The 19983-nt window shown below is 57.6% G+C and carries 13 protein-coding genes; 6 read left to right on the top strand and 7 right to left on the bottom strand.

From position 1 onward, the window contains the following. Positions 1 to 551: 551 nt before the first annotated feature. Both BN1241_RS10220 and BN1241_RS10215 read right to left on the bottom strand, forming a co-directional pair. The gene (locus BN1241_RS10220) at positions 552 to 2738 is read right to left on the bottom strand and encodes a YhgE/Pip domain-containing protein (RefSeq protein ID WP_054953477.1); all 2187 of its coding nucleotides are present in this window, start codon (positions 2736 to 2738) and stop codon (positions 552 to 554) included. Continuing rightward, positions 2735 to 5692: a YhgE/Pip domain-containing protein gene (locus BN1241_RS10215; protein WP_077138361.1), complete on the bottom strand. Its 2958-nt coding sequence runs from the start codon at positions 5690 to 5692 to the stop codon at positions 2735 to 2737. Before BN1241_RS10215 ends, BN1241_RS10220 begins: the two co-directional genes overlap by 4 nt. A 792-nt stretch (positions 5693 to 6484) precedes the next feature. Between BN1241_RS10215 and BN1241_RS12415 the strand changes: the two genes are divergently transcribed. Further along, positions 6485 to 7261, top strand: a complete 777-nt coding sequence (locus BN1241_RS12415) for a YaaA family protein (RefSeq protein WP_077138360.1) — start codon at positions 6485 to 6487, stop codon at positions 7259 to 7261. A gap of 54 nt (positions 7262 to 7315) precedes the next feature. On the opposite strand, the gene BN1241_RS10205 is transcribed toward BN1241_RS12415, so the two are convergent. From BN1241_RS10205 to BN1241_RS10190, 5 genes are all read right to left on the bottom strand, one after another. Next, positions 7316 to 8044 carry a zinc ribbon domain-containing protein gene (locus BN1241_RS10205; protein ID WP_054953474.1) on the bottom strand — a complete coding sequence of 243 codons (729 nt, stop codon included), beginning with the start codon at positions 8042 to 8044 and terminating at the stop codon, positions 7316 to 7318. Positions 8045 to 8243: 199 nt separating this feature from the next. Next, complete coding sequence (locus BN1241_RS13645) at positions 8244 to 8348, bottom strand: hypothetical protein (protein ID WP_390618015.1); 105 nt, start codon at positions 8346 to 8348, stop codon at positions 8244 to 8246. Positions 8349 to 8820: 472 nt separating this feature from the next. Continuing rightward, on the bottom strand, positions 8821 to 9570 hold the full coding sequence (locus tag BN1241_RS10200) for a succinate dehydrogenase/fumarate reductase iron-sulfur subunit (protein WP_054953473.1): 750 nt from the start codon (positions 9568 to 9570) through the stop codon (positions 8821 to 8823). Continuing rightward, the gene (locus BN1241_RS10195) at positions 9567 to 11579 is read right to left on the bottom strand and encodes a fumarate reductase/succinate dehydrogenase flavoprotein subunit (RefSeq protein WP_082418319.1); all 2013 of its coding nucleotides are present in this window, start codon (positions 11577 to 11579) and stop codon (positions 9567 to 9569) included. Before BN1241_RS10195 ends, BN1241_RS10200 begins: the two co-directional genes overlap by 4 nt. Positions 11580 to 11692: 113 nt before the next feature. Then, positions 11693 to 12490, bottom strand: a complete 798-nt coding sequence (locus BN1241_RS10190) for a succinate dehydrogenase cytochrome b subunit (protein WP_082418318.1) — start codon at positions 12488 to 12490, stop codon at positions 11693 to 11695. A gap of 296 nt (positions 12491 to 12786) precedes the next feature. Between BN1241_RS10190 and BN1241_RS10185 the strand changes: the two genes are divergently transcribed. From BN1241_RS10185 to BN1241_RS10165, 5 genes are all read left to right on the top strand, one after another. Continuing rightward, on the top strand, positions 12787 to 13401 hold the full coding sequence (locus BN1241_RS10185; RefSeq protein ID WP_054953472.1) for a TetR/AcrR family transcriptional regulator: 615 nt from the start codon (positions 12787 to 12789) through the stop codon (positions 13399 to 13401). Positions 13402 to 13466: 65 nt separating this feature from the next. After that, positions 13467 to 16148, top strand: coding sequence for an MMPL family transporter (locus BN1241_RS10180; RefSeq protein ID WP_054953471.1), 2682 nt, complete (start codon positions 13467 to 13469; stop codon positions 16146 to 16148). A 494-nt stretch (positions 16149 to 16642) separates the two neighbouring features. Beyond that, the gene (gene mgtE / locus BN1241_RS10175) at positions 16643 to 17989 is read left to right on the top strand and encodes a magnesium transporter (RefSeq protein WP_054953470.1); all 1347 of its coding nucleotides are present in this window, start codon (positions 16643 to 16645) and stop codon (positions 17987 to 17989) included. Positions 17990 to 18082: 93 nt separating this feature from the next. Further along, positions 18083 to 18433 (top strand): META domain-containing protein, encoded by a 351-nt coding sequence (locus tag BN1241_RS10170; RefSeq protein WP_082418317.1) that lies wholly within the window; start codon positions 18083 to 18085, stop codon positions 18431 to 18433. Between the two features lie 160 nt (positions 18434 to 18593). Beyond that, positions 18594 to 19913 carry an arginine deiminase gene (locus BN1241_RS10165; protein WP_082418316.1) on the top strand — a complete coding sequence of 440 codons (1320 nt, stop codon included), beginning with the start codon at positions 18594 to 18596 and terminating at the stop codon, positions 19911 to 19913. The last annotated feature ends 70 nt before the right edge of the window (positions 19914 to 19983 follow it).

Genomic DNA, 19983 nt, shown 5'->3' with positions numbered 1-19983 from the left:
TCAGTCTACTCGGCACTCGCCCCAACCACTACCGGAGCAGTGCCTCACGCATCAAGCCGCGTTGGCCCCAACGGACAGCTACGCTATGGAGCAACGTACGTTGCTTATCTGCGAACGCACAATAACCCGTACTGACTCGAAAGAATCCGGAGGTCAACTCGAAGTAGGTACCCTGCCCTATGCGCTCGATTCCAAAATAAACGTCACGCTTGACAAGAACAACAATCATTAACGTAGGACGATTGAGTTCGAAAACAAAAAGACTGTTTCATCCTTGGCGGTCGGCTGGCACGTCGAGACCAGCCTACGTACCGCGGGCAGCTCTTCTCGCGGCGTGTTGTGGCACTAACGGCGTGCGCCCATGATCAAAAGGTTGTACCGTCACTTACTCTCCGCACCGAGGAGGCGTTACTGTGCCACCGTCTAAAACGATTCTATTCTTAACCACCTTTCACTGTAGGTCGTGACTGTATGCATAGCACGCTCGCCCAGCTTGCGGCTGAACTTCTTGAACAGTTCGCGCGCTTTTTCCTCCGGAGACCTTCTCCCAGCTACATGAGCTTCGTGGACTCCAAAGCCTCGGTCAGGCCGCGATTGAACTGAATGAGCGGGCGTCTTAGCACAAGTCCTATGAGAAGAGCCGGGAACGCGAACAGACAAAGCAGTCCAAGGGAGGCCCAGAGGTCACCGCCGTAGACGCCTGCGATCGCTGAACGTACAGCATCGATCGCATGCGTTGCAGGAAGGAAGGGGCTGATCTGCCGGAACCATTGCGGGAGAACCGCGAGTGGATAGGCCCCGCCGGAGCCAGAGATTTGGACGACGAGCAGGAGAACAGCCAGAGCCTTACCGGCATTGCCGAATGCGGCGACTGCTGTATAGATCAAGAGCGTGAAAACAATGGAAATGATCCACCCCGTCAGTATCAACAAAAGAGGGTGACGTGCCTCGATCTGAACGAAGAGAACCAAGCCAGTAGTGACGAGGCTAGCCTGTGCAAGACCTACCAGGGCAAATATTCCATATCTGCCTAAATACTGCTGTGCTGGTGTGAGGTTAGGCCTGCCAGGTAGAACGTCCGCTTTGACATCAACTCTGATAGCAACAGTCATAAGTAGCGCTCCCACCCACAGAGCGAGGACCATGTACAGCGGAGCCATTCCCGCACCGAAGCTAGCAACTGGGAATACCGCGATCCGCTCTATCCCAACAGGCTGCGCCAGAGATCTTGCGAGGACACTCGGATCCGTTCCGATGATCGCGGTGACCTCGTCGAGCTCCCCGGTGTCAGCTGCGCGTGCAAGCGATGCCGCAAGCTCGTCGAACTTGTCTGCCGTTTCTTTGAGCGAATCGGAGATTTCTCCCGTGGCTTGAAAAGCGCTTAACAGCGATGCCAGCACCGAACCGGACTGTGCCGACAGGTTTGAAGATGCTGAGGCTAGGTCAGTGCCAATGGCTTCAATATCTACCTTGATTTTGTCGAGCGTTGACGACAGCTCGTCGAGCTGTGGCTTGAGATTGGAAATGTAGGCATTCTCCGCATCGTCGATTGCCTGCTTCGCCTGCGCAATTGTCTCCTGAACCTCCTGACGGGAGGCTTGAGCTTCGCTGTTGTTGTCTCTAACAGCCTGTGCAGCGGAGACGAGCCTGTCATAGACATCCTGCTGACGGGATATTGCTGTCTCGACCTTGAGGATGACGGAGTTAATTCCATCAAGCGCTGACTCTGGCAACATTGGGGCGATTTCGTCCCGGAGCGTGTCGCGCGCGCGAGTGTAGCTGTCGATCTGTAGTTGGACTTCCTGGGCAAGCGTGTCGATGACGTCGGCCTGTGAGGTGCTGCCAGAATCGAGCTCGGCAAATAAATTATCAACGCTCGCGCTCACATCGTCGTAGGCATCCGATGTAGACGCGAGTGCATTCGCGAGCCCTTGGGTTGCTGTCTGCACGTTCGAGCGGAGACTTTCGATCGCAGCGGACCCATTCGAAACAGCAGTAGACACACCCTCTATGGCCATGCTGGATCCACTGACAAGGTCATTGGCACTGCGAACTACAGTCATACTGCTTTCAATGACGGAACCAAAGGCCTCTGCGGTTTGCGCGGCGCCGCGTAGATCGCTTCCAATCTTGCTAACTCTCAGTTCAAGCTTTGCGAGAGTTACACGCGTCTCGTCGTCAGTAAGGAAATCTGACATGGATGAGATCAATCCGAGGGCAAGATTGCTGAGCGTCTCGGTGAATACCTCCGTTATGCGAGCTGACACACCTTCCGCACCTTGCTCGGTGAGAGTAGGCGCAAGGGCGTTCTTCTTTTCGTTTGTGTAGTAAGCAATCGGATCGCTCTCGTGGCCCTCCGCAAAGAAGGTCACCATATCGGCACTGAAGGACTCAGGAAGAACGATAGCAGCATAATACTCGCCCGATTCAGTTCCATCTATCGCTTCCTCTTCTGATGTAATGACCCAGTCAAAATCATCATTGGCGCGAAGAGCAGACAGAGCCTGGTCGCCAACATTAATACGAACGGGTATGAGATCGCTCTCATAACCAGCATCGGAGCTCGCAACGGCAACTTTTAGGTTCTTGGTGTTCGAGAAAGGATCCCAGCTCGCAATCACATTGAACCACGTAAATAGAGCAGGGATGACAATGAGCCCGAAAATGACGATCGATGCCAGAACGCTACTGGTAGCACGATGGAGATCGCGCTGCATGAGCCGAAGTATGTCTCTCATTCGTTCTCCTCCCGCTTGCCGATAGTGTCGGAGTCTGCTCGATGTCGTCCAGATCCACAGTGGCCCGCCACATCGGTGTCCTCATGCAACTGGCTCTCGTCCTCAATCAAGGGGGGAACATCTGGATCCGTCACGCAAGCGGCGTCCGACCCGACGCCTTGCCCTCCTCCATCTCCCTGATTATCAAGGTCCGAGCTCTCCACAACGGGCATACTCTCGCCGCCACCAATGCCCGCTATCTCGCTACTTAAGGTTGCTTCGCCTTCCGGCTCCTCCGGGACACTTGTGACTGTCTCGTCCGCGCTTTCGGTCATCGGAACGACATCCGCTGTCCTTTCACGCTCGGCAACAAGTACCTGCTCCATCGGCAGGGCTGTAACCATCGCCTCATCAGAACCGTCACCATCGGCACTCCTTACCTTTCCGTCATCAGCCCGCGCGACACTGCTGAGCACAGAGTCGTCGAGACTCGCAATCTGTTGCGCACGGCCCAATGACTCCTTGACATATTCAAGAGCGATGATGACTCCAATTATGATGAGGCTGAGCACAAGCCATGCGGCGAGAAGAGTGGCATTGGCAGATGGATACAGCCCACCGGCAACGGCCAGAATGATGGTAAGAAGGAGGCCGGCAATCAAGGTTGTACGAAGGAGTGTCGGATATCGCTTCGCGAACTGCTCGGACCTCTGAGTGACATCCTCGTGGTATTCCTGTCGGTTCTGGAGAGCGTGGACGATGTCCGAAAGTCTGTAACCAGATCCCTTCACGTGTACGGTCTCACTGATGAAGAGGTCTGTCGCACCGATCTGGCGGTTAAACATCAAGATGATATTCGCCAATCTACGGCGTAGAACGAGGCCAAGGAGGACGGAAGCCGCAACAAAAGCTGCTAGCGCCGCCATGTAGAACCAATAGTGCCCTTGGTAGAGGCCGCCGATGGTCTCCCTCATCGCGTCAATGCCATACGTGAATGGTAAGAATGGATAGAGACCTCGGAAGAACCCAGGCATCATTTCGATCGGATAGAGTCCGGAGGCGCCCGGAATTTGCATGACGACGAGGAGAATACATAGACCTCTTCCCACATGGCCAAAGGCAACGCACAGAGCGTAGATAACGCTCAAATATGCCAAAGCTGTGAAAACGCCTGTTGCGACGAAACCGATACTGGTCACCGCCTGAACCCCAATCATGAGGTCACCAATGCATACGACTAGGGCTTGTACCACGGCGATCATTCCTAGTAGTAGGAACCGCCCAAAATACGCCTGACGTACAGTCAGCCCGTCAACGCCCTCCGGATCCACCTCGAGCTTGAAAATGACCATGAGGACGAAAGCGCCGATCCATAGGGACAGATTGGTGAAAAGGGCGGCCATCGCTGAACCGTAGGAGTTCACGTGAAACACCACGTGCTCATCAATAGTGACGGGTGATGCAATAAACTGGGCTATCTGTTCCGTGTCCAGACCCGTCAATGAGCTGAGGTCGTTCCAAATGGACGCCTGGCTGAGCGCGACAAGATCGTTATGGGTTGTCTGTATGCCATCGTCGATTTGATCAAGGTTCTCGTCAAGCCTGTCGAGAACACCTGAAGTCGCGACCAGTTGTTCGTCGATATCGGTCAAGAGTTGTTGGGCTTGGATGAGCTGATCCTTTTGGGCATCGAGTGCCGCTGAGAACGCACCGGCGCTCGTGGTCAGCGCGCTCATTGACTCATTGAGACCCGGTAGTGTCTCTGCCAAGACGGTGCGCATCTCAACTGCCGCATTTTGTGAATCCTGAGCGAGATTGTCCAGCTGGCCCGCCGTGTCTTGTATCGCAGTCGCAACAGTATCGGCACTGGAATTGAGCGCCTGAAGGTCTGAAAGCAGCTGCTGATCTGTCGCGTTACGATCCTCGAGAGCATCCAGCAGCCCCACTATCCGCTCGGCTACTGCGGAATCGGCATCTGCGCTCTCGAGAAGGGTACGGAGTCGTTCTATTGCCACACCGTTGGCCTCAACGGCTTCCGAAACATCGGTGATTGCGCTTTCGGCCTTCGAGCTGAGTTGCTCAAGAGACTGGACGACTTCCGTCACTGCGATGTTCGCGCCCGACGTTCCTTCTGCGAGAAGTACCGTGCCATTTAGATAAGCATCCGTCGCGGCGTCGCCGAATGCAATAACCTCGTTCTGAACGCTGGCAACAATTGATTGGGCTTGAGTCACTGCTGTCTGCACATCAGTCAGGACCGTATCGACGTTGGTCAACGTACTACCCGCCAGAGCCAACCCTTCCCGGGACGACTGCACATCAGATTGTAGCCTGCCGAGGCGCTGGCGCGTGGTCGACACCTTTGATTCCGCCTCGTCAACTGCGCTCAAGGTGTTGCCCTGAGCTTCCAATAACTGAGCTTCTGCCGAATTTCCAACGTCTCTCAGAGCCTCGGTAGCGGCAGCTGCAACCTGTTCCGAGAAGGTGCTGGTGATCTGCTTGTCGAGCTGCGAGGCCCCCACGTCCGTGATCTTGGGTGAAATCGCACTCACTTTCTCATTAACGTGGTATTCGAGGCGCGGCTGGACGAAGTCACCAGTCGTGATGCTGAGAAGATTTCTACTGAAATCTTTCGGAATGACAATCGCGGCGTAAACATCACCACGCTTCACAGCTTCAAGAGCTTCGTCCTCCGACATGAATTGCCAGCCGAGCTGGTCGTTAGCATGAAGCTCGTCGACCACGAGCGCGCCGACATCGAGTGGTCCAGTGAGCTCGGATGACGAACCTTCGTCCAGGTTGACGACAGCAACCTCAATACTTCCGGTATTCGAGTACGGGTCCCAAAATGCGCTGATGTTTAGCCAGGCGTACAGTGCCGGCGTAAAAATAACGCCGACAATAACGACCCACGCCTTCCGCACTCGGAACAAGCGTCTAGCGTCTCGTGAAAAAACTTTCCAGATATTGGACACGCGCTAATTGTATGGCGTATTGATCACCGATCAGTAGTCCCTCAGTGCTCAGGTATTTGCCTCGGACAGGTTTCCAGCCCCTCGAAGGGACTCAGTGGGCGCCATATCTAGGTCTTGGCCCTCCGAGGCTCGCTTGGTCGATGCTGCCCTTGGTGCTCTCTGGAGCACGTCTCAGCGATTTTCTCCCGCACGATGCCGAATGCCGATTACTCCGTCAAGATTCGAGATAGTCGAGTAGTGTTGCGACCAGTCTCACAGCAGGAAGATTCAACCCGCAGAGTTGATCCGAATGCTCCTTTCTCGCCCTCCCCCGACGTTGGTGCATTATGGACCAATCGGCGCGTATTCAGCACAGAAGTATGCTCATTCATTCTTCCTCAGGAGGTCGGGACTTATCACCTTGATGTTTGGCCTGACGACTGTTGCTCTCTGCAACATGATGTCTCACTGTTTATGGTCGGCGCGAGGTTACCTCTCTTATGGCGCCTTGGCACGGCCGACTTGTCTCGTCCCGAGAAGAACCTGACAAGGACGGGCTATTCATTGATACCAAGCCCGGGGTCATCCGAGACGACCGAGGCTGCAAGAAGTGTCTGGAATTTCAATATTTCGCCGGCTCGCCATAGGCGGTATGAGATTGGAGTGTTCGGACGGAAGGTTCGCGTTGCCTTAGCGGGAACAGCTTGACCGCGAGTGCCCACAGAAATCGATCAATAGGTTTCAGCCGGCGATGACGCCCGCACGTCACAGAATGTTTTTCCCAGAGCAACCGATGCCTCGTAGGATGGACGAGTGTTGATACTGCTCCCCCCTTCAGAAGGCAAAACCGCACCATCATCCGGCCCTTCGCTTGATCTCAGTTCCCTCTCGATCCCCTCTTTCACGTCGCTCCGGGAACAGTTAATTGCTGAACTCATGGAGGTCAGTGGTCAAGATGATGCGATGGAGGTGCTACAGGTTGGGAAGTCAGTTGCAGACGAGGTAGTAGCACAACGACATCTATTAACTTTACCCACCGCACCGGCACATGAAGTTTATACAGGCGTGCTCTATCAGGCAGCCAATTTCTCATCACTGTCTGCCGGCGCACTTCAGCGTGCTCAGGAGTCAGTCCTTATCTTTTCGGCATTGTTTGGCGCTCACGGACCAACTGATCTTGTTCCCCGATACAGATTGAAGATGGGCGCGAAGCTCCCTGGAGGTACCCCTCGGTCTCGGTGGCGGAAACAATGGGCAGAGCTCGATGGCGTTGCTGATGGTCAGGTTGTCATCGATGGCAGGTCGGGCGATTATGCCGATTGGCAGCCGCCCTCCACCGCAACCTGTGTCAAGGTACGTGCCGTACGGGATTTGGGGGACCGTCGCCAAGTCATCACTCACAACGCAAAGTTTTACAGAGGGCTCTTTGCTCGCCTGGCACTCACGGCTCATTCAGTTCCGACTACGGTGGACGAACTCGCCCACCTCGCAACGAAATCTAGCGATGTGCTCGTGGGCGACATCGAACTCAGCGGCACCGGCAACCATTACACGATCACGATTGTCGAAAAGGTTACCGACTTCTTTTAGCGACCTGCGCGCACGTGGAGACATCTACTCCATCGACCGCTGAGAAGCGCACGCTTAATATTCGCGGACGACAATGGCTCCTGTGTCTTCGGTGAGGTAAACCTCGTCAGCAGGCAGCGCCTGCACGGCTTCAAACTCTACGACGGAAAGATCCATACCCCCATCCACCGTGCCGTCGGACTTCATGACCACGACGCCCGTTCCTCCCATGCTCCTCGATTCCTCATAGGCATCGATCACCTGGGCCGGAATGCTTCCTGCGCAGCGGGTGCGCGTGTAGATCGTAGCTTCGATATCCTTCTCCAGTTGGGCGACGTCACTATCCCTGCGGGATTGGAGATGCGCAACCTGAGAGTCGAGCTCTTTCCTTGTTTCCTCGTCCCACCTGGCATCTGCCTGGACCTGTTCTAGAAGCTCCATCGCTTCCAACTGCTCCATTTCCGCCGCGTCGCGCACCTCTACCAACCCGTCGATTTCAGACTGGAGCACGAGTAGCTGACGCGAGTCGACGCCTTCACCGGAGTCTAGTTGATGCTGCTTCCGGTCGATTCCAGCATTGAGCTGGTCGACTCGGATCTCTAAGTCGGCGATGACCTGTTCAAGTGGTGCGCCGCGGGAGGCGCGCTTCTCGGTCTGCTGTTCGTGGGTGGCTAGCTTCTCTTCCCTGGCTGCCAACTCCTCACAGACCGGAAGGGTGGCAAGTAGGTGCCTCAGTTTTCCTAGTTCACCGTCGATTCGGGCAAGTTCGATAAGTGCCTGTTGCTCCTCCGCTGTTGCTTTCATAACCACCTCGTCAGCTTGATCGCACGTGCCGCACGTTCAGGAGAGAGGGATGCGACGCAGGTGGGATCCTGCTGTTCGGTCCCGATCTCCATGGACGACTCCAAGCCATCATACTAAACGGTGACGGTAGCCCTAATGCTAACCGCTGACTAGTAGCCAAAAAACCGGTTATCTTCCGCCGTCGCCTCTTCATCCATAATCACGCCACCATCGTCACTCCAATCCTGTCCTCAATATCTCGATCCTGAAGTTCACCAACACACGCCGTGAGGTTGTGGAAGTAACAGACGTGAGTCTTGCTCACATAGGGGCGAAAGACACATCGAACTGACCGTCAGGTATGGCGATGGTCGTTTCTCCCCCGGGTGTCCAGTTCTGATAATTCAGCAGTCCGCAGTTACACCGAGGCAGAGATCGTTCCCAGTTACTGACCTTGTGAAAGCTGTTCGAGACAAGCAACAAGCTCGACACTTCCCGCAGCAGTTTTCTCTGTCTGGCACAACATTTCGGGCGGTCTACTGTCCGTCTTCTTCCGCGCCTGTCCGGTAACACCAGCGTCAGCTACCGATTCTGTAGGCAACACCGATACTCAGACGAGCTAAGTCCGAGAAGTAACCACGAGAAGTCCAGGTGAGGAACGACCAGCATGAAGAGCGGCGGGGCGGTCAAGTCAGCGCCCCGCCATGGAAATAGAACGCGATCACAGACTTTACTCGCGACTTCCGAGCTCTTGAGTCTCCACCACCAACGCTTGCGGCGTGATTTTTCGAGACTCTTTAGTCGTTACTCCCTCGCAGGCCTGCTCGAATGCGCTCGCGGTTGGCGTAGGAGATGGCGACAAGAGGTATGTTTGCGGGGCAGACTTTCGCACACTCCCCGTGCAACGAGCACGGACCGAAGTTTTCATCTGCGGTTTCCACCATCGCCTTCGCACGCTTGCCTCTTTCGGAGGCCGGAATGGGGAGCATCGAGAGGTGCGCGAGCTTGGCTCCAACGTACAGGTTTGCCGATTCGTTGGGGCATGCTGCAACGCACGCGCCGCAGCCGATGCAGGCAGCGAAGTCGAGCGCTGTTTCTGCCGTGTCGTAAGTGATCCGATCGGAGTCAGCCTCGGGCGCCGTTCCCGCGGCAACTTGGACGTGACCACCCGATTCGAGGACGTCGGTCAGTCCTCCACGTTCGACCATGAGGTCCTTGATGACCGGGTATGCCCCCGACGAGAGTGGTTCGATCGTCACCGTGTCACCATCGTTAAATGACGAGAGTCGTTGATGGCAGGCGGGAGTGTTCGAGACCGGCCCGTGGGGCCGCCCATCCACTTCGATTCCGCAGGCACCACAGATGCCTTCGCGACAGTCGGATTCGAAGGCCACGGGTTCTCCCCCGCCCTTCACGATGTCGTCGTTCATCTTATCCAGCAGTTCAAGGACTGACAGTGACGGTTCCAGCTCGGTGACTTCGTGTTTCTCGAACTTTCCCTTCTCGGCGGGACCGCCCTGTCGCCACACGTTGACGGTTAGTTTCATCGGTAATCCCTCACTTCTAACGGGACGGCTTCAAAGGTTAGTGGTTCGGTGTGACGGGTAAAGGCCGGTTCGTTCGGCCACCCGCTGGTTTCCCAGGCCGAGATATGAGCCCAATTCTCGTCGTCTCGCTTGGCTTCTCCCGTCTCGGTTTGGTGTTCGGTCCGGAAGTGCGCACCGCACGATTCGTCACGGTCGTACGCATCGACGCACAGGACCTCGGCAAGTTGCAGGTAGTCTTCCACCCGTCCCGCATACTCCAGTTCCTGATTCACTCGATCAACCGGTCCAGCAATGAGGAGGTCCTCGTAGAATTCTTCGCGGATCTGCCGGATCTTGGTGATGGCGGAGGTAAGGGATTCGGCGCTACGCGCCACCCCACATCCGGCATACAGAACTTCGCCCAGACGGCGGTGAAAGTCCCGCGGCGGGGTCTTCCCATTGATGGCGAGTAGGCGATCGAACCTATCGTACGAGTTATCCAATGCTTGTTTCACGGCCGGGCTGTCGGCCTCTGGAAGCGCCTCACCCAGATGCTGTGCCAGGTAGTTCGGGACCGTTGTCGGGATGGTGAACCAGCCATCAACACAGGCCGAGAGCAACGAGTTTGCTCCGAGCCTGTTGGCTCCGTGGTAGGCAAAACCTGCCTCGCCGGCCGCAAAGAGTCCGGGGATGGAGGTCATAAGCTGGTAGTCGGTCCACAGCCCTCCCATGGTGAAGTGGGCTCCGGGTGCGATTCTCATGGGCACCGTGTACGGGTCCTCACCCGTGGCGTCGGTGTACATGTGAAACAGGTTCCCGTACCGAGCAGCGATCTCATCCTTGCCAAGCCTGGCAATGGCGTCACGGAAGTCGAGATAGACGGAGTTTTTGAGCGGACCGACCCCGTGGCCAGCATCAATCATTTCTTTCGCCGCTCGGGAGGCAACGTCTCGGGGCGTGAGGTTGCCAAATGCTGGGTACTTGCGTTCCAGATAGTAGTCCCGTTCATCATCCGGGATCTCGTTCGCGCCCCTTTCATCCCCCGGGTCCCTCGGGACCCAGATCCGACCGTCGTTGCGGAGCGATTCACTCATGAGGATCGTTTTCGACTGCCATTCGGTCGAGATGGGGAGCGCAGTCGGGTGAAACTGAATGAACGAGGGCATTGCCATGTGCGCACCTCGGCGATGCGCCCGCCATGCTGCCGACGCATTCGAGTTCTTTGCCAGCGTGGACCGGTAGTAGATGTTTCCGTATCCACCCGTGGCAAGAACGACCGCGTGGCCGAGCAACGGCTTGAGTTCGCCCGTCACGAGGTTGCGAACGATCACTCCCCTCGCCCTGCCGTCCTCCACGATGAGGTCGACCATTTCGTGGCGCACGTACTGGGTCACCATGCCGTCATTGACCTTGCGAGCAAGTTCGGCGGATGCTGCGACCTGGAGTTGCTGTCCGGTTTGTCCGCGCGTGTAGTAGGTGCGGGAAACCTGGACGCCACCGAAGGAGCGGGTGTTGAGGGAGCCACCGTATTCGCGAGCGAAGGGCACTCCGACAGCGTTGAGATGGTCAATGACCTGGGATGAGATCTCTCCCAGCCGGTAGGCTTCCTTCTCCCGGCCACGGAAGTCACCTCCCTTAACGGTGTCCTTCACAAAGCGAGCAACCGAGTCGTTATCGACCTTGCGGCCCCGCGCGGCATTGATGCCGCCCTGGGCAGCAACCGAGTGGGCCCGGCGCGCAGCATCGTGATAGGTCACGGAGATGACGTGATAGCCGAGATCGGCAAGCGTTGCTGCTGCTCCCGCACCGGCCAGGCCGGTGCCCACAACAATGACCGTGAACTTGCGGCGGTTCGAAGTGCCAACGAGCTTGTAGCCCTGCTTCGCATTCGCCCAAGCCTGCTCTGCAGGCCCGGCAGGCTCCGCCGCATCGAGGATCGTTCCGGGACGAACTTTCGGCCCATCGGTCACCACCGCATCCGTTTTAACAGAGCCGTGATCGTGGCCCGGATGGGATCCGCGGATCGACATTGACCCGCGGACTTCTTCACTACGTTCTCGCACGGCTCCCACGTCCCTATTTCTCTTCTTGTTCTTCACACCAAATCTTGTTTTCTTAGACTTTTGTCGAGCCAAACCGAGCCTCATGACACCACTCCAAGCAGGACGGCAAGGGGTATCGACATGTTGACGAGGGCAACGACAACGGCGAGCAGGTGGGCAATTGCCTGCCAGATCTTCCTGGTCCGCTCCCCCGTTACTCCCAGGTCCGTCACGATCAGCCACAGGCCGTGCACGAGGTGGAGGGCGAGTGCGCCCATGGCCACCATGTAGATCACCGCGAAGAGCGGCTGGCTCATTGAATGAACGAGGTTCTCGTACGCGAAAGATTCGGTCGCGGTTGGTGCCTGGAACCCGCTATTCGCCTGCCCCGTCGTCAGATCAAGGATGTGAATAAAAATGAAGAGCAGGAGAACAATTCCTGTCCAGAGCATGAGCCGCGAAACGAACGACCCAGCCCTCAGCTGCGGTTTCTTCCGGCCACCTCTCAGCCTGTACCCCCGGTATCGGATGAGGAGGGTGGACCAGATGTGGAGGATGAGGGAGGTACCCATGACCCCTCGCACGATCCACAGCAGGCCCATCTTCGGCAGCAGCGGATATCCCGCCACCTTGAGCCAATGTGCGTAAGCATTGAAGCTTTCCGGTCCCTGATACACCTTGAGGTTGCCCACCATGTGCACGATCACGAACAGTGCGAGCAACGATCCCGTCACTGCTGCGGTGACCTTCAATGTCCAGTTGCTGGGGCGGACCTGAGGAATAACGTGTCGAGGTTCAACACGACCCCGATCGAGCGCTTCCTGATCCAAACCCGGGGCATTGCTACTGCGGGGCAATCGCCGCTGTTCCCACGGTTCGATTGACGTCTCTTGTGCCATTGTGCCTCTCCTAGCATCGTCACCTTCACTCTAGGAAAAGAAAACAGCGAACCCGTGGGACCTAAATCCCCGGAAACACACCACAAACGGGCAGTTCAGACATCCCGGACAGGCCGCCGCTCATTCGATCCTCCAAGCCCCTACCAACACGACCGAGCGGTCTGATTCCACGCTCAACATCTTTAGGGAATTCCCTTGTCTGGGTGCAGACTGGGAGCGTTGCCACCAGGTCGACAAGGTCACATCAGAAACATTTGCACTCAGTGCAATTCGATCTTTAGAGTGGTCAGGTGCGCATGGACAAATCAGGACACCCCGAGTCAGTGAAGGAGCGCAATCGCCGCGCGATTGTCGCTGCCGCTGGCGAACTTGCCTCAACGCGAGGCATGGGGAACTTTACTGTCGCGGAGCTCGCTGACGCAGCTGGCACGTCCCGCCGCTCGATCTTCAATCACTTCCACACGGCAGACAGTGCGGTTTACGCCTACCTCACCTCCCTGATCGAGGACCTCATCGACCAGATCGAAGACATTTTCGACGACATTGATTCGGTCGACGATTTTCTCACGCAACTCGGTGAGGCCCTCAACTCCGACCTGTCCTTCCGGTACCTCGGTCACGTCACGGAGGTCCTATCCACGGATCCTCGCCACATGAACACCCTGTCGTGGTCGAGCCAGATCATTGAGGAATCCAGCGAGATCCTCGACCGTGTCCTGCGGACATATGTGCCCTCACTCAACCCGGTTGATGGCGTGTTTCTCGCTCACGCGATTATCTCCGCAATCCAAACCGCCCAGTCTATTTGGGCCCACGGAACCCTGGTCGACTCCGGTTCCCGCTCGCACTGGGAGGCTCTCAACAAGAGAGCCCTTGACAATGTCCGCCACGGTTTCGCCGACCGCACCTAGTTCTTTCACCGCAATCACCCAATCGTCTCAAGTCAGCTCTGCCAACCAATCGAAAGGTCACTTTCATGGCTTCATTCCTTCAGCGACTCGGTCGCGGAAGCGCCACACATTCCCCGTTCGTTATTGGGATATGGGCGCTGCTGCTTGTCGGCGCCATCCTGCTCGGCACCTTCGCGGGCGGCACCTACTCATCCGAGCTCTCCATTCCCGGAACCAGGTCGCAGGACTTGGCCGACCGTCTCGAATCAGAACTACCCGAGGCAGCGAAGGGCACGGGAACCATCACTTTTACCTCTGAAAGCAGCGACCCTCTGTCGGAGGAGCAGATCACCGCGATCTCAACCGCACTGTCGGAGGCGGAGAAGGTAGATGGCATCTTTGCCGTCACCGATCCATTCGTAAGCGCGGAGGAAATGGAGAAGCAGCTCGCCGAGGCCGAATCCGGCCGTGAGCAGCTCACCGCCGGCCAGGAAGAGATCGATGCTGGCCTCGCTGAGCTCGAGTCCGGTCAGGAACAGCTCGACCAGGCCCGTGGCGAACTCGAGGCGGGACGCGCACAGCTCGATGAGGCCCTGGCGCAGGTACCGGACGTGCCGACGGACCAGCTACCGGCGGACGTAGCAGCACAGGTGCAAGAACTCCAGGCCCAGGTCACAGCCCTTGACGAGGCCGAGGCGGAGCTCGATTCCCAGCAGGCTCAACTCGATACGGCACGTGCCCAGGCAGAGGCCGGACAGACCGAGATCGATAACGGTCTGGCCCAGCTGGAGACCGCTCAGAGAACACTCGACATCGTTGGCGACTACTCCGTCATTTCCGAGGACGGCACCGCCGCCATCGCAACCATCACCTTCGACGGTGACGGCATGTCAGTCACAAGCGAGACCCGTGACGGGCTCCGGGCCGCGATCGACCAGGCCGGTGACTCCGGTGTGCTCATCTACTACTCGCAAGCAATCGCGTCCGACATCTCGAACATCTTTGGCCCCACCGAAGCCATTGGCTTGCTCGTTGCCGCCATTGTTCTTCTCGTCATGCTGCGCGCGATCCTGCCCGCAACCCTCCCCATCCTCACCGCCCTCGTGGGCGTGGGCATCACGGTCATGATCACCCAGGCGCTTGCGGGTGTGATTGAGATGCACCAGATCTCCCCGATTCTCGGCATTATGCTGGGTCTCGCGGTCGGCATCGACTACACCCTGTTCGTCGTCAACCGACACCGCCGGCAGCTACTGCGCGGCTACCAGATCGATGACTCGATTGGTCTCGCGGTCGGCACCTCCGGCAACGCCGTTGTCTTCGCCGGCTCCACCGTCATCATCGCCCTCGTCGCACTCAACCTCGTTGGCATCCCGTTCCTCGGCGTTCTGGGTAACGTCGCGGCGCTCGCGATCCTCATCGCCGTTCTTCTGACAATCACTTTGACTCCCGCGATCCTGCACCTCATGGAATACCGTGTGCTTCCCAAGAAGCAGCGCAAGCAGGCTCAGGAACTCGACCGAATTGTCGCGGTTCACGAGGCCAATGACTCGAAGCCGGTTCCGCTCCCTGTCCGCCACCCGTGGGCCACGACCATTGTCTCGCTCGTTGTTCTTGGCGTTCTCGCGATCCCCTTCTTCTCGATGAGGCTGGGACTGCCCGATGGTTCGAATGAGGATCCGGGTTCGGATGCTTACGAAAGCTACATGATTACCTCGGAGGCTTTCGGTCCCGGACGCAACGGCCCACACATTGTGGCCGCCGATCTGCCGAGCGGACTCGACGAGGCAGCGCGGCAGGAAACGATCCTGCAGATTGGTGAGGAACTGTCTGCCACGGAGGGAATCGTGTCGGTTCTGCCGGCCGGTGCCTCCGAGGATGGTGACATGGCCGTCTTCCAGGTCATCGGCACCACCGGTCCCTCGGATGTGGAAACGGAGGACCTCGTCCACACCATTCGTGACATGTCACCTCTCACCATTGAGGGCAACGAGATCACTCTCGATGTCACGGGTCAGACAGCCATGCAGATCGACGTGTCGGAGAACTTGGCCGAGGTGCTGCCGGTCTACCTGGCGGTCGTTATCCTCATTTCGTTAGTCCTTCTCGTCATTGTGTTCCGTTCGATCCTCGTGCCGCTCCTGGCAACTGTCGGGTTCCTGTTCTCGGCACTCGCAGCCATGGGTTCGGTCGTTGCGATCTACCAGTGGGGCTGGCTCTCCGACATCTTCGGTGTTGACAATCCGGGTCCGATCCTCTCGTTCCTGCCGATCATTCTCGTTGGCATCCTGTTCGGGTTGGCGATGGACTACCAGCTGTTCCTCACGACGGGCATGCGTGAGTCGTGGGCGCACGGCCGCCCAGCCAAGAAGGCCGTGACGGACGGACTGTACGCGGGTCGTGCGGTCGTGATCGCCGCCGCCCTCATCATGTTCTCCGTCTTCGCCGGCTTCATCTTCTCCGAGATGACGATGATCAAGCCGATTGGTTTCGGTCTTGCCTTCGGTATTCTCCTCGATGCGTTCGTGGTGAGGATGAGCCTCATTCCCGCCGCGCTCTCAATCTTCGGAGAGAAAGCCTGGTGGATTCCGGCCTGGCTCGACAAGATCCTTCCCTCAGTTGACGTGGAAGGAGCATCGTTCCAGCAGCAAGCTGAGGAGAATGCTGTTGGAACTGATAATGCCGGCTCGGACGGCTCCGCTGACCAGGAGTTCGAAGACAAGGCAGATGGCGGCTCCGAAAAGAAGGGCAAGCACGTAGCCCCCTAGCCAAACAGCAGACCGTAATCGGTTTGGTGAATTGAGGTGGGGTCTTTCTCTGACTAACTAGTCGAGGAAAGACCCCACCTTTCATCTATCACCACACCGCTTCTTCACGACTCCGCTATCCCGTTACCGCTCCGCGTCACTTTCACAACGCCCCTAGCAGATCCTCACCGCTTCTCTCTTCTTCTTTCTTCTCCTCTCTATCTCTCTTCACTGCAAAACCCGGGGTTCTCCGGATCTGCTTGACTTGTCATGACAATCCTCACCTTCGAGATGGCATGAATGTGGGGGCTTGATATGGTGGTATTTGATTTGGGCTAGACGAGAGCGAGGTGAGGGACATGAATTCTGATAGTTCCCGCCACCGATCATTCAGCGCGCTCTCCTCAATTTTTAGGGCCTAGGCACCCACACATGTAGGCAGGATGGATCCTGCCGGTAACTTCCAGGGAGGGCGCGGACTCGTGAGTAACCATCTCCCCACGTGAAGGACCACCATGCGCCAATCTTTGACTGCCCTCCAAGGTACGATTCAAGACCTCCTCGCCCGCCAAGACTGGACCGCTGTCCAGGAGCTCATCGAACCCGCAAACGTCGACGAGACCGTGACAGTTTTCGAACGCCTGCCGGTTGCGAGCCAGGCCGTGTTCTATCGGCTTTTGGAAAAGGATCGTGCGGCCGGGGTTTTTGATCTTCTCTCCCCCAAACAGCAGGGTGACCTCATTGAAGCCCTACAAGGTGAGGAAGTGGCCTCCCTCTTTGCCGAATTGGACCCCGATGATCGAGCGTGGATTCTCGACGAACTGCCGGCAACCGCAGCAACGAGACTGCTCAGCGGATTGACGCCTGATGAGCGGCGGCTCACCAGCATCGTTCTCGGCTACGAACCGGGCTCAATCGGCCGCCGCATGTCCCCCGAGTATGTATCAACCAGGGACACCTACACCGTGGAACACACCCTGCAACGGGTGCAGCAGCACATTGATGAAGCGGAAACGATCTACACCATTCCTGTCGTTGACAACGGTCGTCACGTCCTGGGCATCGTCAGTTTGCGTGATTTGCTGCGCCACGAGCCCGATACCCTCATTGGGAGCATCATGCGGGAGGCGAGGGTCGCGAGCGCCTATTCGTCCGCGGAGGACACAGCACGTCTCATCATTGATCGAAGGCTCCTTGCTCTGCCCATCGTTGATGATGAGAATCGGCTCGTCGGTATTGTGACGGTGGATGATGCTGGTCGGATTATTGAGCAGGAGGAGTCGGAAGACTCTGCCCGCCAGGGCGGTACCGATCCTTTGGGGAAGCCGTATTTCTCAACCCCGGTCCGGTCCCTCGTTCGCTCCCGCATTGTCTGGCTTCTCGTTCTGGCAATCGGAGCCACCCTCACCGTCCAGGTTCTCTCCATTTTCGAATCTGAGTTGGCTCAGGTCACGGCCCTCGCCCTCTTCGTTCCACTCCTCATCGGAACGGGCGGCAACACCGGTAATCAGGCATCCACCACGATCACCCGCGCGCTTGCTTTGGGGGATATTGAGAATCGAGATATCGCGAAAGTGCTGGTGCGGGAACTGAGCGTGGGATTGCTGATGGGAGGCATCCTCGGGATCCTCGGCGGCATCATTACGGGCGCTATTTATGGTCCGAGCATCGGGCTGACCATCGGGCTGACTCTTGCCGTGGTGTGTACGATGGCAGCGGCGGTTGGTGGGATCATGCCAATCATTGCGCGGCTTCTCGGGGTTGATCCCGCGGTCTTCTCCAACCCGTTCATCACCACCTTTGTCGATGCCACCGGTCTTGTCGTGTACTTCCTCATTGCCAAGACCGTTCTGGGAATCTAGATCAGCACTTTGTCCAGCATATGGTGACTCTTCGCATTCCCGATCTGTCATGATGGGACTTGAAAACGCGGCATTGAGCGAAGGGATTGAACGGTGAGTGAACAGAGCAAGAGAGTGTCCGAGGTGATTGCCGCAGGACTGCTAGGAATCACTTCACCGCTCGGTCGATGGAGCGCCACCGACCCTCCTCAGGCCTTTCTGGAGTTCCATGAGGATGGCAGGCTCACGGGAAACGACGGCTGCAACGCCATGGTGGGATCGTGGTCCAAGAAGGGTGCAACGGTCGCCTTTCACCAGGTCGCTTCCACCCGCATGTTCTGCATGAATGTGGATATGTGGCTGACCGGTTTAGACACGGGACAGCTCAGCGGCAACACCCTCTCGATCTCCAACGCAGACGGTGATGTCATCGGTGTCCTGACAAGGGAAACCGGCACGGACTAGGCGCCTGGATCCGGTCAGAATACACGCGCATGGCTCATCCGGAATGGTTGAATTCTCACTCCCTTCATACCCTTCCCCAGTCATTTCCTTTGCGTGGCAGTTTGGCCACGGAGGGGCGGTCCGCCTGACATTCGCTGACAGCTGTGACAAAGTAGCCCGCATGGCACACACAACAGCCGGCACCACCAGTTCCCACGCAACCGGACCCGATTCCAAGCACGATCCTGGTACAGCGGCGACACCCGCGGTAGCACACGGCGTCCATTCCGAAGTGGGCAGGCTCCGTAAGGTCCTCGTGTGCCGGCCGGGACTCGCCCACGAACGACTCACCCCAACGAATTCCGATGAGCTCCTGTTCGATGACGTCATGTGGGTCGAAGCAGCCAAGCGCGACCACCGCGACTTCGTGGAGAAGATGCAGGGCCAGGGCGTTGAGGTTGTCGAGTTGCATGACCTGCTGGCTGAAACCATGGCAATACCGGAAGCACGAGCATGGTTGCTCGACCGCAAGGTCCACCCGAACCGGGTCGGGATCGGGCTCGTTGACGGTACCCGCACCTACCTGGACTCCATCTCCCCTACCGACCTCACGAGATTCCTAATCGGCGGGCTTGCCACGGCCGAACTACCCTCCGAGTACCGGAGCGGACACATGGCCCTCTCACGGGACGTCCCCGTCGATAGCGAGTATTTACTCCCACCCCTGCCAAACATGCTGTACACGCGTGACACCACGGCGTGGATCTACGGTGGGGTGACGATGAATCCCCTCTACTATCCGGCACGGAAAGAGGAAACGTTGCTCATGGAGGCGATCTACACGTTTCACGAGAGCTATCGGGACTCGGTTCGCTGGTGGGGTGGCTCCGATACCGACTGGGCGAAAGTTCATCTAGAAGGCGGAGATGTCATGCCCGTCGGAAACGGTGTTGTTCTGATCGGGATGAGCGAACGAACCTCCCACCAAGCACTCACCTCCCTCGCAGCATCCCTCTTCGAGGCGGAGGCAGCCACCGAAATCGTCGTTGCAGGAATGCCGAGGCTACGTGCCGCCATGCACCTCGATACCGTCCTCACCTTTGCCGACCGTGACCTCGTGACAATCCACCCCAAGATCGTTGACGCCATCCACCCCTACGTCCTGCGTCCCACGGAGAGGGAACCAGGAGTTAAAGTATTCGATGAGAAGGGGCGTCACTTTGTTGAGGTTGTTGCCGAAGCGATGGGGCTTCCAAAACTCCGCACGGTTGAAACCGCGGGCAACGTGTACGAATCAGAGCGCCAACAGTGGGACTCCGGCAACAACGCCGTCGCCCTCGAACCCGGCACAGTCTTCACCTACGATCGCAACACCCTGACCAATTCGGCGCTGCGGAACGCTGGGATCAACGTCATCACGATTGCCGGGGCGGAGCTTGGTCGGGGCCGCGGAGGTGGCCATTGCATGACCTGCCCAATCTCGCGCGACCCGCTCGACTAGCGAATCACGCTTCAAGCTTGGATGCTGGCCGCCGATCCCTTAACTGGTGCTAACGATCAGTCCTGGCTCG

The sequence above is a fragment of the Flaviflexus massiliensis genome (assembly GCF_001375495.1).
Taxonomy (GTDB): Bacteria; Actinomycetota; Actinomycetes; order Actinomycetales; family Actinomycetaceae; genus Flaviflexus; species Flaviflexus massiliensis.
Note: the sequence above shows the minus strand (reverse complement) of the source record. Positions and strands in the feature narration are given on the sequence as shown.

What these genes read in the sequence shown, in the direction of transcription:
- BN1241_RS10220 (WP_054953477.1), bottom strand. Translation starts at nt 2,738, where the DNA reads ATGAGAGACATACTTCGGCTCATGCAGCGCGATCTCCATCGTGCTACC.
- BN1241_RS10205 (WP_054953474.1), bottom strand. Translation starts at nt 8,044, where the DNA reads ATGAAAGCAACAGCGGAGGAGCAACAGGCACTTATCGAACTTGCCCGA.
- BN1241_RS10200 (WP_054953473.1), bottom strand. Translation starts at nt 9,570, where the DNA reads ATGAAACTAACCGTCAACGTGTGGCGACAGGGCGGTCCCGCCGAGAAG.
- BN1241_RS10195 (WP_082418319.1), bottom strand. Translation starts at nt 11,579, where the DNA reads ATGTCGATCCGCGGATCCCATCCGGGCCACGATCACGGCTCTGTTAAA.
- BN1241_RS10190 (WP_082418318.1), bottom strand. Translation starts at nt 12,490, where the DNA reads ATGGCACAAGAGACGTCAATCGAACCGTGGGAACAGCGGCGATTGCCC.
- BN1241_RS10185 (WP_054953472.1), top strand. Translation starts at nt 12,787, where the DNA reads ATGGACAAATCAGGACACCCCGAGTCAGTGAAGGAGCGCAATCGCCGC.
- BN1241_RS10180 (WP_054953471.1), top strand. Translation starts at nt 13,467, where the DNA reads ATGGCTTCATTCCTTCAGCGACTCGGTCGCGGAAGCGCCACACATTCC.
- mgtE (WP_054953470.1), top strand. Translation starts at nt 16,643, where the DNA reads ATGCGCCAATCTTTGACTGCCCTCCAAGGTACGATTCAAGACCTCCTC.
- BN1241_RS10165 (WP_082418316.1), top strand. Translation starts at nt 18,594, where the DNA reads ATGGCACACACAACAGCCGGCACCACCAGTTCCCACGCAACCGGACCC.